The sequence below is a fragment of the Bradyrhizobium acaciae genome, assembly GCF_020889785.1.
In the GTDB taxonomy this organism is placed as follows: Bacteria; Pseudomonadota; Alphaproteobacteria; order Rhizobiales; family Xanthobacteraceae; genus Bradyrhizobium; species Bradyrhizobium acaciae.
In genome coordinates this window covers 1-12,741 of sequence record NZ_JACMYK010000015.1, presented here as the reverse complement: position 1 = coordinate 12,741, position 12,741 = coordinate 1, and the positions used below count along the sequence as shown (strand labels likewise).

The 12,741-nt window shown below is 63.7% G+C and carries 14 protein-coding genes, 1 tRNA gene and 1 pseudogene; 8 read left to right on the top strand and 8 right to left on the bottom strand.

The window, feature by feature from the left end; translation table 11 throughout:
• The first annotated feature begins 127 nt into the window (after positions 1-127).
• A complete protein-coding gene (locus H8A92_RS09380; protein ID WP_338026520.1) occupies positions 128-1,798 on the top strand; it encodes an adenylate/guanylate cyclase domain-containing protein in 1,671 nt (556 codons plus the stop codon).
• 219 nt (positions 1,799-2,017) lie between these two features.
• Here H8A92_RS09380 and H8A92_RS09370 read toward each other — a convergent pair whose 3' ends face one another.
• From H8A92_RS09370 to H8A92_RS09355, 4 genes are read right to left on the bottom strand one after another with little or no spacing between them, the layout of a single operon-like run.
• Complete coding sequence (locus H8A92_RS09370; RefSeq protein ID WP_229195542.1) at positions 2,018-2,530, bottom strand: DoxX family protein; 513 nt, start codon at positions 2,528-2,530, stop codon at positions 2,018-2,020.
• A complete protein-coding gene (locus tag H8A92_RS09365) occupies positions 2,527-3,312 on the bottom strand; it encodes an HvfC/BufC N-terminal domain-containing protein (RefSeq protein ID WP_229195541.1) in 786 nt (261 codons plus the stop codon). Before H8A92_RS09365 ends, H8A92_RS09370 begins: the two co-directional genes overlap by 4 nt.
• A complete protein-coding gene (bufB, locus tag H8A92_RS09360; protein ID WP_229195540.1) occupies positions 3,302-4,210 on the bottom strand; it encodes an MNIO family bufferin maturase in 909 nt (302 codons plus the stop codon). Before bufB ends, H8A92_RS09365 begins: the two co-directional genes overlap by 11 nt.
• Positions 4,211-4,249: 39 nt before the next feature.
• On the bottom strand, positions 4,250-4,555 hold the full coding sequence (locus H8A92_RS09355; protein ID WP_188100808.1) for a BufA1 family periplasmic bufferin-type metallophore: 306 nt from the start codon (positions 4,553-4,555) through the stop codon (positions 4,250-4,252).
• 298 nt (positions 4,556-4,853) lie between these two features.
• On the opposite strand from H8A92_RS09355, the gene H8A92_RS09350 reads away from it, so the two are divergent.
• Together H8A92_RS09350 and H8A92_RS09345 are read left to right on the top strand one after the other, a co-directional pair.
• On the top strand, positions 4,854-6,947 hold the full coding sequence (locus H8A92_RS09350; RefSeq protein WP_229195539.1) for an adenylate/guanylate cyclase domain-containing protein: 2,094 nt from the start codon (positions 4,854-4,856) through the stop codon (positions 6,945-6,947).
• 559 nt (positions 6,948-7,506) lie between these two features.
• Complete coding sequence (locus H8A92_RS09345; protein ID WP_229195538.1) at positions 7,507-7,917, top strand: MFS transporter; 411 nt, start codon at positions 7,507-7,509, stop codon at positions 7,915-7,917.
• Positions 7,918-8,286: 369 nt separating this feature from the next.
• On the opposite strand, the gene H8A92_RS09340 is transcribed toward H8A92_RS09345, so the two are convergent.
• Positions 8,287-8,371: transfer RNA gene (locus tag H8A92_RS09340), tRNA-Leu, on the bottom strand.
• 158 nt (positions 8,372-8,529) lie between these two features.
• Between H8A92_RS09340 and H8A92_RS09335 the strand changes: the two genes are divergently transcribed.
• The gene (locus tag H8A92_RS09335; RefSeq protein WP_229195537.1) at positions 8,530-9,102 is read left to right on the top strand and encodes a disulfide bond formation protein B; all 573 of its coding nucleotides are present in this window, start codon (positions 8,530-8,532) and stop codon (positions 9,100-9,102) included.
• A 50-nt stretch (positions 9,103-9,152) separates the two neighbouring features.
• On the opposite strand, the gene H8A92_RS40760 is transcribed toward H8A92_RS09335, so the two are convergent.
• Positions 9,153-9,281, bottom strand: a complete 129-nt coding sequence (locus H8A92_RS40760; protein ID WP_274613304.1) for a hypothetical protein — start codon at positions 9,279-9,281, stop codon at positions 9,153-9,155.
• A gap of 415 nt (positions 9,282-9,696) precedes the next feature.
• On the opposite strand from H8A92_RS40760, the gene H8A92_RS09330 reads away from it, so the two are divergent.
• The 3 genes from H8A92_RS09330 to H8A92_RS09320 all read left to right on the top strand — a co-directional run bounded on the left by H8A92_RS09330 (position 9,697) and on the right by H8A92_RS09320 (position 10,803).
• A complete protein-coding gene (locus H8A92_RS09330) occupies positions 9,697-9,993 on the top strand; it encodes a hypothetical protein (protein WP_229185250.1) in 297 nt (98 codons plus the stop codon).
• Between the two features lie 37 nt (positions 9,994-10,030).
• Positions 10,031-10,315: a DUF1488 family protein gene (locus tag H8A92_RS09325; protein WP_229195536.1), complete on the top strand. Its 285-nt coding sequence runs from the start codon at positions 10,031-10,033 to the stop codon at positions 10,313-10,315.
• 98 nt (positions 10,316-10,413) lie between these two features.
• Positions 10,414-10,803, top strand: coding sequence for a hypothetical protein (locus tag H8A92_RS09320; RefSeq protein WP_229195535.1), 390 nt, complete (start codon positions 10,414-10,416; stop codon positions 10,801-10,803).
• 12 nt (positions 10,804-10,815) lie between these two features.
• On the opposite strand, the gene H8A92_RS09315 is transcribed toward H8A92_RS09320, so the two are convergent.
• A complete protein-coding gene (locus tag H8A92_RS09315) occupies positions 10,816-11,901 on the bottom strand; it encodes an AbrB family transcriptional regulator (protein ID WP_420831303.1) in 1,086 nt (361 codons plus the stop codon).
• A gap of 133 nt (positions 11,902-12,034) precedes the next feature.
• On the bottom strand, positions 12,035-12,304 hold the full coding sequence (locus tag H8A92_RS09310) for a PsiF family protein (RefSeq protein ID WP_420831304.1): 270 nt from the start codon (positions 12,302-12,304) through the stop codon (positions 12,035-12,037).
• Positions 12,305-12,513: 209 nt separating this feature from the next.
• Here H8A92_RS09310 and H8A92_RS09305 point away from each other — a divergent pair.
• A pseudogene (locus H8A92_RS09305) lies at positions 12,514-12,741 on the top strand (hypothetical protein); the annotation flags it as partial.

Here is a 12,741-nt window from a genome sequence, read left to right as displayed (position 1 = left end):
CCAATGGCCCCTTGTCGGTTGACTGAAGGCGGCGTGTTGCAGTGCGTTATGTTTGGATCGTGCGCGAATGACTCGTGCTCCTTCGAATGTGCTATTTTGCCAGGATTCACACCGTCAGGAGCTGTCGATGACGTCAATTGACGAACGGCTTCTCGAAAGCAAAATGATCCAGATCGAGCAGGCCAGGGCCTGGAGCCCTCGGGTCATTTCGAAGTTCGAAACCCTGATCCGCAGCGGCGACGAGGTCAGTATCTTCCGCGCCAATCCCTTGGCGTTCGCTCGAGATCGCGGCGTGGCCGAACCGGAAGCCATCGATTTGTTTCTCCACGCTGCCCGCGCCGGACTGGTCGACCTGCATTGGGACATTCTGTGCCCCCATTCCGGCCTGGTCCTGGAGAGCTTCGGAAAACTGCGCGCACTCCGGAGCCATTTCGTCTGCGGGCTATGCGATATCGACGGTCAGACGGATCTCGACAACTTTATCCAGGCTTCTTTCTCGGTCTCGCCGCAGATACGTCGCCTCGCATTGCACGACGTTGACAGCCTCTCGATCGAAGACCTGCATTGGAAGCTGAAGTTTGCGGACAGCGGGCGGCTGCCGGGCGGGACCCGGTTTGTCGATGTTCTGCGCACGCTGGTATGCGGCATGACATATCTACCGCCAGGCGTGACCACGACCCTGCAGGCCGACATCAAGCCCGGCGCGCTCTCGGGCGTCAACGTTCAGACGCAGGCTGGCTTCACGCTTCCCGTGGCGCACTCCTCAGGCCCCGCGCCCGGCACACCGGGAATTATTCGCATCACTTATGATGGGCAGCGATTTACATCCGCTATGTCGACCGTGCCGTCGGGGCCCAACGTCTTCGAGATCAGCAATACCGGCGCAAAGCGCGGCTCAGTGCTCTTGATCAACTGGCCGCCCGAGATCGTAGCGATGCCGGAGAAGCCGACGCTCGAGTTCGATCCCTACGTGTCCGGCGGCATGCTGCTGACGCGGCAGACTTTCCGAAAGCTCTTCCGTTCCGAGCGTGTCGACGAGGAGGAAGGACTCGGCGTCCGCCAGGTGACCCTCTTGTTCACCGACTTGAAGGGGTCGACCGCCCTTTACGAGCATCTCGGAGATCTCAGTGCCTATGCGCTGGTCAGAGAACATTTCGCTCTGCTGGACGCAGTCGCTCAACAGCATGCCGGTGCTATTGTGAAGACCATCGGTGATGCCGTCATGGCAGCGTTCTCTCGGCCCGTTGACGCAGTTGCGGCGGCGCTCGAAATGCTCCAGCGGATTGGCCATTTCAACTTCGAGCGAGATCAGCCTGCCATTTTCCTTAAGATGGGCGCTCACTGCGGGCCCTCCATCGCCGTGACCCTCAATGAGAATCTCGACTACTTCGGCCAAACTGTGAATATCGCCGCGCGGGTGCAGTCATTTGCGGATGCAGGGGAAATCTGTCTCACTGAAGCGCTCTACACCGCTCCCGGCGTTCGCGAACTGTTGACACGTCAGAATGTTCAAGAGTTCGACGTGGCGTTGAGGGCAGCGCACGAGTTTATCGGATCACTAGTCGATCGTAGCCAATCCGCTCGAGCAGCCTTATCACAGACGATCTGTCAGTGGGCTTCTTACCAATTTTGGCCAGGCTCCATACCATGTCTTGGCAAGGACTTCCGGCTCAACGAGGAGCGTCAATCAAACAGAGCGGCTTGCGCGATATTCTCCCCGGCGGGCTTCTGCCGGGAAACCGGCGGCGCGGAATGTGCGGGCGGTTGTTTCACGATGGCTCGCCGATCCTTCACATAGGCAATGGGGACGCCGAGCCTTTCCACACGAGCAACGATCAAGAGGCCGAGCTTGTCGCGGAGCAGCATCAGCGATGTACTCATCTTCGCGACCACATCGCCGATCACCTTTCGCGTGAACGAATTCAGGCGGTCTTCATTGACTTCCATGATGTTCCTCCATGGCCTTCGGGTCGGAACTTCTGGACTTCGCGCGCGGACGGCTCGGTTCGATCACGCGCTATCTATCCGGATGAATGACGAACCTGCAGAGCAAATGATCGATCGAAATCCGGCCCGGTCCATAGGCCATGATGGCGAGTGCCATCGCCGCCCAGGTGATGTGAATCGGCCAGCCGTCGGGGACGGTGAGCTCGACGATCACGGTCATGAACAAAAGTCCGAGCGCGGCGAAGCGCGTGCCGAGGCCTAGGGCCAAGAGGATCGGGAACATGATCTCGCCGCATCCTGACAGGAACGCCATGGCTGCCGGCACCGGGAAATGATAGGGGCCGCCGGGCAAGTGCAGCATGAACTCGTCACTGAACAGCGCCACGGCGGTGTCGTTCAGCTTCAGGAAGCCGGCCCATTTGAGGATGCCGGAACGCCAGAACGGCACCGCCAGCGCCAGGCGCAGCACGAGCTGAACCATTGACGGCGTCGCGATGGCGCGGACTAGATCATTGCCCTTGTCTGCGAGAGCCCCGAGCGAGGGCAGGGGCCCTGCGGCCGCGATGCGTTGTTCCGTGATCATTTTTTTTGGTCTCCGGGCCTCAACGAGGTGAAGGCGCCCGCCTCGATCAGGCCGGCGATGTTGGTGGCGAGTTCGAAGTCTCGCGAGTCTTCTAGGGCCGCGGCGGCGGCCTCGGCGAGCATGCATCCCGACATCAGGCAGGTCACGAAGACTGCGCCGCCGGGCGGCAGCTGCCGCACGACGACATCGAGCTCCGGCCGCGTGATCAGCGCGTCCTGGGGCGTCGATGCGTCGATGTGGTCAGCGGACTCGCCGGTGCGGTTGGCGGCAAAAATGGTCACCGCAGCGAATGACGATCGCACAACGCGCGTCGCTGGATGCACGGTGAGGACAAGGCTGGCCAGACGATCCGGCGCGATCGCTGCGAACTCAATCGCCGCGAGGGGCGCAGCGTCGGCGGCGTGATAGGCGTCGAGCCAGGCCCGCTCGATCCGAGCGACATCGGCGAGCCACGGCAATGCTTGCGCATGTTCGTAGCGAGCGATGAAGCCGGGAAAGTCGCGGCCATAGTCGAATAGCAGGGGCGAAGTCGGCGGCGTCTCGCGAATATGGAAGCGCGCCATGGCGCGGAAGAAGTCCGGCCCGGTGAGGCGCTGCACCGCCGGATAGATCGCCGCAAGCGCCTCGATCAGGCTGACCGTGACGTTGTTGCGGTAGACGTTGTAGCGCTTCATCGCCGATTTACCGTTCGGGCCGGTCACGACGGCAGGGACGTCACCGTCGGGATCGAGCAGCGGCGGCGCGAAAGCCGCGGCGTAGGAAGCCTGGGCGTTAGCCCGCATGGCGATCCTCCATCGCGCAACGACGATCGAGAATCGCCTGGGCAGCGGCGGCTTCTGTCTTCAGCACAGGCCAATCCGGAATGTTGCTGTCCCATTCGACCAGCGTCGGCACGGGCCCGCGCCGCGCGATTACGATCTCGAATAGCTTCCAAACCGCGTCCGCGACCGGACCGTCGTGACTGTCGAGCAGGAGCAGATCGCCCTCGTCGTCGCTCTGCTCGGCATGTCCCGCCAGATGGATCTCGCCGACTCGCGCCAGCGGGAAATCGGAAAGATATTGCAGCGCCGAGAAGCCGTGATTGGTCGCGGACACGAAGACGTTGTTGACGTCGAGCAACAGACCGCAGCCGGTACGCTCGGCAACGGCGCGGATGAAATCGGTCTCGCTCATCGTGGAGTTGCGGAAGGTCACATAGGTCGAGGGATTTTCCAGCAGAAGAGGGCACCTGATCGCCTCCTGCACCTCGTCGATATGGTCGCAGACGCGATCTAACGTCGCTTTCGTGTAGGGTAGTGGCAGAAGATCATTGAAGAAGCTGGTTTCGTGGGTCGACCATGCGAGGTGTTCGGAGACCAGCGCCGGCTGATAGCGCGCGATCAGGCCGCGGAAGCGAGCCAGATGCGCGCGGTCCAGTGGGCCCGGGCCGCCGATCGACATGCAGACCCCGTGCACCGAGAGCGGATGATCCCTGCGCAGCCTTTCCAGCATGCGATGAGGGGGGCCGCCCGCGCCCATGTAATTCTCGGCATGGACTTCGAAGAAGCCGCGCTGGGGGCCCTCGTCGAGGATCGCCGCGAGGTGCTCGGGCTTGAAGCTCGTCCCGGCGACGCCACCGATGGCCAAGGAAAAGCGGAGGGGAATGGCCGCAGACGTTCGCGGCCTGATCTCTGCGTCCATGTCGCTCCTCCGCGCTGCGCGTTTCGATTGCTGCTCGTGTCAGACCGGCTTGAGCGAACCATGCTTGCCGCCGGGCAGCTCGATATTGGCGCAGGTGCCGCCCTGGACGAACTTCCAGGCATTGCCCTGGAAATCGACGGTCGAGGTCCCCTGGCAGGTCGTGCCCGGGCCGGCGGCGCAATCATTCTGGCCCTTCAGCGCAACGCCGAAGCATTTCTCCTTCTTGGCGGCGATGGCCGCATCGGCCTCGGCCTTGGTCAGCGGACCGGCCATCGCCAGCGTGGCGAGCGCGGTGGACACGGCGCCGGCGAGGACGAGCGAACTGATAGCAGTCTTGGCAGACATTGAATCTTCTCCTGTTGGTTCGGGCGATGCCCGCTTCGTCTCATTCGCCCCGCCACGGCCGGCCGTTACCGGCTGAGCCGCTCACGAGTTGGTGAGACCGTTGGGTGACGCGCACGACGTGGTGCGCTTGGGGCCCGATTAGCGGCGCGCCGGGGTGACAACGCCAATGCCTTGTCCCTATGGACTCGTTAGCAGGCGGGCATTGGCCTGAGAGCTCGACATTTGCGAGACGTAACGAACGGCTGCGGGCCTGCGTACAAAGATACCAGGCAGCCTCGTCAACCCGTCGGACCCCGTCATGACCGCCAGCTCCGGACGCATTGCATCAGGCCAAGCGGTCAGGCGGCTGACGGTCAGCATCCGTCTCGCCGTCTCGGCGCTGGTCCTGACTGCGATCCTCCTGACGGCCGCCTTATCCAACCTGCTGTGGTGGCGCACGGCGGAAGCGACCAGCCGGCAATTGGCCGCGACCATCAACGAGCAGATCGTGGCCGCCGTCCGCAAGGAGGTCGCGGCGATCGTCGACGAAGCGCGCGCCGCCCACACTGCCCTCCGCACGCTCTTCCTGCAAAACGTGCTCGACACCCGCGAGGCCGACAAGCGCGAATTCGTCTTCCTGTCACAGCTGCAATCGCAGTCCACGATCTCCTGGGTCGCATTCGGCTGGCCCGACGGCGCGTTCTTCGCCGCCCACAAGCTCGGCGACGGAAGGCTGGAGATGATGGAGATCTCGCTCACCGATCATGCCGGGCAGCGGCGGGTCGACGAATATGACGTGGTGCCCGGCGACATCGAATTCGCCAACCGCCGCTTCGAGCCGACCGATTTTCGCGTCGCCGATCGCACCTGGTTCAAGACCGGCATCAAGGCCGAGGACCCCAGCTGGTTCAAGGTGACCGACCATCCGATCGGAGAGCGCCCCTCTATCGCCTTCGCTGGTCCGATCGACGTCTATCAGGAGCGGCAGGGCGTCCTCGCCATCATCATCGAATATACGCGCCTCGCGCGCTTCCTCGCCCAGCTCGAGGTCGGGCACACCGGGACGGCCTTCATTTTCGACGGCAGCGGCGAGCTCGTGGCCGCGCCCGACAGGGACGCCGACGAGCTGCATCCGGCGCGCGGCGGACAGGCACTCTTGCCGCTGGCGCAGATGGCGCTGACCAAAGCGGGGACCGACCAGGACAGTTGGCGCAGCCGGCTCACCTCCGACGGCGCAGCCTACGAGGTCGCGCTCACGCCTCTGCCGTTTCCCGGCTGGCGGCTAGCGACCGTCATTCCTGAAGCGGAGTTTCTCGGTCCAGTCGAGACAACGTTACGCCGCCTCATCGCCGGCCTCGGCGTCGGCGCGGTGCTTGCAGCGCTGGCCTCAGCCTTGCTGGCGCGCACCGTAATCGCAGCGCCTCTTTCCCGCGTCGTCGGAGAAATCCGCCACGTCGAGACCTTTGCGCTGGAACTGGTGCGCCGCCATCCGTCGCGTCTAAAGGAGATCGCGAGCCTGTCGGGCGCGATTGCCGAGATGGCCGCCGGCCTCTCGGCCTTTCGCAAATTCATACCGGCCGACCTCGTCCGTGCGCTGCTGCGCCAAGGTGTCGAGGCGAAGCCCGGCGGCGCCATTCAGGAGCTGACCGTGATGTTTATTGACATCGCGGGCTTCACTGGCCTCTCCGAACGCATGGGCGATCGCGTCGTACCCCTCCTGTCGCACTATCTCGACATTGCATCGGAAGTCATCGTCGCCAACGGCGGGACCATCGACAAATTTATCGGCGACGCGGTCATGGCGTTCTGGGGCGCGCCGCAGCCGCAAGGAGATCATGCCCTGCTATGCTGCCGCGCTGCGCTCGCTTGCCGCAGGGCCATCGAGGAGGCGGGCCTTTCCAACGATCTTGGCCGTCCGCTTCAGATCAGGATCGGTATCAATTCCGGCCATATGCTGGTGGGCAACATCGGCTCGGAACTGCGATTGAACTACACCGTAATCGGCGACGCAGTGAACGTTGCGAGCCGACTGGAAAGCGCCAATAAGCAGTACGGCACCCAAATCCTGATCGGCGAGACGACAGCTGCGCTTGTAGGCCGCTCAATGGTTACGCGCGAGGTGGACAGGATCGCCGTTTACGGTCGTGAAGGCGGTTTGTCCGTTCACGAGCTGATTGGTGCACAGGATCAGCTCAGGGATCATGCTGCATGCCGCTGGATCGGCGCATACGAGGACGCGCTGAGGAAATACCGGGAGCGAGACTTCCCAGGTGCCCTTCGGCAGTTCGAAGACATTTTGCGGGAACGCCCGGACGATGGCCCTTCTCAGGTGATGCGAAATCGATGCGTCGAGCTGTCCCGAACAGGATGCGCCGACGCTTGGGAGCCGGTCTCGGCGCTGACGCGGAAGTAGACCGTGCGTGCTGTCAAGGGAGAATTCCCACCGTCATAGACGATTGGTATCGTGATGAGAGAGGAACGGCATTTCCGAAAAGGGTGTGGCTCCCTCAAGTTCGGGTTCTGCCATCAGGCAGACCATCACCCTTTGAGGAGAGATCAATGAAGACCTTTGCTTTCCCTTTACTGGTTGCAACGGCGGCCATCAGCTTGCATTCGCAGGCGCACGCAGACGGTTTCACGCACGCCGGGTCTCCCAAGTTTGGCGAATCTTACGTGAGGACCGACGCTCGTCGCTCTTGGGCTGATGCGAGAGCTGAACTGCCTCGATCGGGTCCCGCCGTGCAGGTCCGCGGCGGAATCGCCAGGAGAATGCCCTAGGGGGGCTTCAGGCCGGATTTGCAAACTCCGGGTTCAGTCTCGCCGAGTTCCCGAGAGAATCAGGCAGCACCTCCCGCTCACGCCCCACGACAGGGCCACGTTCTTCACGTTCGACGCGAAGGGCTACACCGACTATCCTGTTCACGACCGCGTCGCCGCGGCGGCCTGACGGCGACGGAGGGTGGAATGTCGCAATGACGGACGAAAGCCCGTTGCCACGCTTGTCGGCGAGAGCGGGCATCTTCTACGGATGGGCCGTCGTCGCGATAATCTTTCTCACTATGCTGTCGACGTCGGCCGCGATGGGCATGGTCGGCGTGCTTCTTCTTCCTCTCCGGCCGGAGTTCGGATGGGACGTCGGTGCGATCTCGGGTGCGCTCGCGCTACGCGTTCTTCTGTACGGAATGGTCGGGCCATTCGCCGCAGCGCTCATGTTGCGCTTCGGCGTCCGCCCCGTCGTCGGGACGGCTCTCGCGTTCATCGTGCTCGGCCTTGCGCTCGCATCGCGCATGACAGCCGTCTGGCAGATGTGGGTCACCTGCGGAGTGATGATCGGCCTTTCGACGGGGGTGACGGCCAACCGCCAAAGCTTGGAGGCAGCGTAGCGGGCCTGCTCACGTCCGGCGTTGCGAGGAGATCGAGCCAGCCACCGGTCACGTCGGAAATCTTGGCGGGACTCCACGCGCCCTTGTCGAATTTCGGTCGGGCGGCGCGGCAGTCGAGATTAGTGGGATCTCCTGTGGGTTGGCACCCACGGCGCCATCATTCTTGCGGGCCATCTGCTCGATTCCGTCGTTCGGAATAGCGAAATTCGCCGCGGCGCGTTTGGCTTGGCGATACCAGCAAAAATACCAGCAAAGTGGACCGCTGGAGTGGGCCTTTGCTTGGATTTTCAATCCGTCGCGACAGTTTTCCGGGGAAATCCGGAATCGAACTATCGTCTTAAGTTATTGTTATTATCGTAATATTTTCCATGGTGCCCCTGGCCGGAATCGAACCAGCACTCCTTGCGGAACTCGATTTTGAGTCGAGCGCGTCTACCAGTTCCGCCACAGGGGCATTCGCGATGGTCCTGGCCGGGAAAGGCCGGGGTCGCGAAGCGCGGCGGACTATAGCGGGCAGCCCGTCACGGTCAACCCGCGCGGATGTGATTGTCCCGCGCCTCGACAGCGATATTTTGGCGCGATACGACCCGGATTGAGCAAGGAGGACAGCCAATGCCCCTCCCGAACGATGCTCGCAGGAGGACCGACGTGACGCTCGCCACCGCCCATCCGTCGGATGCTTCCACCACCGGCAATCCTGCGTTGACCTCGGCCCTGGCGATTGCCGTGATCGCGGCGGCGACGCTGGCCGGCGCCTGGTTCTTCCAGCTCGTGCTGGAGATCATGCCCTGTCCGCTCTGCCTCGAGCAGCGCTATGCCTATTACCTCGCGGTCCCGCTCGGCGCCGTGGTGGCGCTGGCGGCGGCCCGCGGCGCGCCGCGAGCGGTGCTGCTCGCAGGGCTTGCGATCCTCGGCCTCGCCGCGCTCGCCAATGCCGGACTCGGCACCTACCACGCCGGCGTCGAATGGGGGTTCTGGCAGGGGCCGACCGATTGCACCGGCCCGATGGTGGATTTCGGCAAGGCCGGCTCGCTGCTGGATCAGCTCGACAAGGTCAAGGTGGTCCGCTGCGACGAGGTGCAGTGGCGCTTCCTCGGCATTTCGCTCGCCGGCTACAACGTGCTGATCTCGCTGCTGATGGCCGCGATTGCCGGTTGGGGCGTGGCGAAGGCGGCCAAGGTTTGACTGGTAGGCCTGATTTACAGGCCCTGACTCAATCGACCTTTTCTTCCGATCTACTTCTTCTTCCCCGGCGTGAAGGCCGGCTGTCCGCCCTTCTGGCTGGGAGCCGCGGCGATCACCTTGATCTTCTCCTTCTTGGGCTTCTTGACCTCGCGGTTGCCGTGTCGCTCACCTTTGGACATGTCGGTCTCCCTCTGTTTCTCGAGATCATCGACTCGGTCAGAACCTGCCTGCAGAGCAGCCCCGAACGCCGACGTGGATTCGCTTGCCTGAAGTGATCGTGATCGATCGTAGGCCGATCGCCCTCGAATAGCGAGCGCCAATGCGGTCTGCGGCAACGACACGCACCGTGCAATAGCGAGCGGCCTTCGCTCCGGTCTCGGCAACAGGGCCGGGAAAGCCGAGAAAGCGGTGGCTATTGCGGCTGAAGGGGCGCATGGTGGCTTCGGGGCCGCATCGGCGCAAGGCGTTTCGCAAAAGGTTGGCCCATGACCATGCGCTCCCGACGTGACGTCGTCACCTTCCAGCATCCATTCCGGATCAGAGGCATCGATCGTGAATTGCCCGCAAGCCGGCGTATCGATTTGAGCGCATCCAATGGCTGACGAACCGCTCGACCTCGATCGCCACCGCGGTATGGCGGCGCAGAAAGCCACCGACATCCGCCGTGCGCTGGCGGAAATCGAGACCCATGCGAGGGAGCTGCGCGAGCGGCAGGTCACGCTCGAAACCGGACTGCTGGCGGCACCTGCGACGTCGTGGCCGGAGGTCGCCGCCAAGGCGCGCTACGTTCTGAATCTGTACGCCGCTAGCCTGCCGCCGGAGGATACAAGGCATCGCGATCTGGTCACGGCAATTCTCGAGGATTTTGTCCGGCTCACCGAGCCGCAATGAACCAGAACCATTTCGCGGCTTTGAAGGAGCTGGTCACATGACGCTTACTCAGGGTCGCTTCATCAGCTACGAATACGACCGGATGGTCGTGCTGTTTTCGATGCATGACGACGAGAAGGAGATCCATTGCGCGATCTCGACGTCCGCCATGGATGAATTGGAAGGCGGGGCGCTCGGGCGCGCGGGCCACCGCGAGACTCAGTTCATGCGGCTGCGCGAGCGCATCGAGGCCTGCGCCGAGGGCAAGTACCAAGCGAAGGAGTTCGAGGGGGCGCCGCCCCGGATCATCCTGCGCAGCATCGATTTCCGGAAGCCAAGGTAGAGAATTCCCTGTGCGAAGGCCCTGACGCGCGTGTCAGGTGTTACAAGGTGGAGGCTATCCCGCCGTCACCGTTCCGATCATGCGCGACAGACGAGCCCATGCTGATCACCGTGCACCGCGTCCCCGTCGAGTTGCTGCTGTTGGCCAATGAGACGTTGTTGCGCCTCAAGAGCCGACGCAATCTCGTCGCCACTCTGATGAGCGAGCAGCGCCCGAGATATACGATCTCCGAGATCCATGGTGCAAGCAGCCGGCTGACCGCGCTTTGGCGCGCAGTCGTCAGGGAGCGCCTCGAGGAGTGGAACGAAGGACAGCCCGGTTCGGTCTATGCCCGGATCACCGGGCCGTTGTGGCACGCCGCAGCCGTCGCGAAACTGCAATCGGACCGGGACGAGGAGCTATGGTTCGATCCCGGGGAACTGACAGCGTTGGCGCGATCGTTTCGCGATCGGCCGGATCAGTCAGCGTCCGAAGTGCGAGTCGGATAGTGATCTGATCGCCTAATCGTCGACGTCGTCCTGCGGCCGTCCGAACAGATGGATGATGCCCGGCGTCGAGATGGTGACGAACAAAAAGCGCGACAGATGGTGCGCGCCGACGAAGATCGGGTCGATGTGCAGCGTCAGCGCCAGCGCCAGCATCGCGTCCATCGCGCCGGGCGCGAAGGCGACCACGACGTCGGCAAGCCGCACATGGGTGGTGAAGCCGATCACCGCGACGAACACGGCGGAGATCAGGATCGCGATCGCAAACGAGCCGAGCCCGGCATTGACGTGGCTGAGCAGGGTCGAGGTCTTCATCCGCGCGAAGCGGGTGCCGATCAGCGCGCCGATGCCGACCAGCGCGACATTGCGGAGCCAGGGCGGCAGGCCACCATCGACCAGGCCTGAGCCATGCAGCAGGCTGGAGGCGAGCATCGCGCCGAACATCCAGCTTGCAGGGAATTTGATCCAGCGCAGCAGCAGCGAGACGCCGATCGACCCGGCGACCAGGGCCGTGAGGCCGACCGGCGAGGCGACCGTGGTCGGCAATGGCGGCGGCGCCGCATGCGTCACCCCGGTCAGTGCCAGCACCAGCGGCAGCGCCGCGGTCAGGATGATGACGCGCATGGTCTGCACCACGGCGATCGCGGCGACGTCGGCGCCCTTTTCCGCGGCCAGGATCGTGATCTGCGAGAGCGCGCCGGGGCTGCCGGCGAGGAAGGCCGAGGTCTGGTCCCAGCCATGGACGCGCTGCAGATAGAGGCTCGAGCCGAAGGTCGAACAGAACGTCGCCAGCGCCAGCAGGCCGATGGTGAGCGGATAGGAGCTCATATGCTGAAGCAATTGCTGCGACATCAGCGAGCCCAGCGAGATGCCGAGCAGCAGCAGCACCGATTGCGTCAGCACCGGCGGCACCGCGAGCGGCCGTCCGGCCAATGCTGCGATCGCGACCGCGCACATCGCGCCCGAGATCAGCCCGCCCGGCAATCCTGCCCATAAAAACAGCAAACCGCCGCCGGCGCCGATGACGAGGGTCTCGAGCCCGTTCAGAACTTTGCTGCGGTCGGGAATGGCTGATGCCATCGAAGCGCGGATCAGGGTCACGCCGCCTTATGGCAAATTCGCAATCTCGGGACAAATGCGTCCCGCGATTGCAGCATTGCGCCCCGGCTCGCCGGCGCACAGATTTTCACCCTCCCCGGTGGGGAGGGTGAAGGATGTCAAATTTGTCTACGCGTTACTTCGCGGCCGGCGCAGCGGCAGCGCCGCCCGCCTTCTTGCACTCGGAGCGGAATTTCTTGCGCTCCTTGCCATGCAGGCCCTTGGCATCGGCCTCCTTCGAGCACTCCAGCGACTCGGCGGTGCGCGGCTTGGCTTCCTTCGGTGCCTTGGTCTCGGCCTTCGGAGCGGCCTCCTTGGCGGCGGGCGCGGCGGTTTGTGCGAAGGCTCCGCCCACCAGCAGCAGGGAAGCAAGGGCGGTTGCGGTCGCGAGCTTGGAAATCGTCATCATGGGGCACCTCGTGAGGGAAGGAGCCGAAACGTCGCGCGGCGATGCTGAACCGTGGATGAACATGCGGTGGTCCTGCCGCCACAATATTTTAGCCCGCGGGCGCGCCGACGCGTTGTCGCAAGTCGGGGTTGCGCTAGGATAATGGTCTTACGCCAATGCCCCCCAAGGGAAACCGAAGGGAAACCAGGGATGACGGGAGACCAGGGATGACCATTCAGACCAGATTGTTGTGTGCGATTGCGGTGTCGGGCTTTGCAGTCTTTGCGGCGAGCGCGCCGGCGCAGGCCCTGACCGCGCAGGAGTGCAGCGCCAAGTACCAGGCGGCCAAGACGGCCGGCACCCTCAACGGCCAGAAGTGGAATGATTTCCGCAAGGCCCAGTGCGGCGCCGATGCGACGCCGGCTGCGGCACCCGCCGCTCCGCCGCCCGCTGCC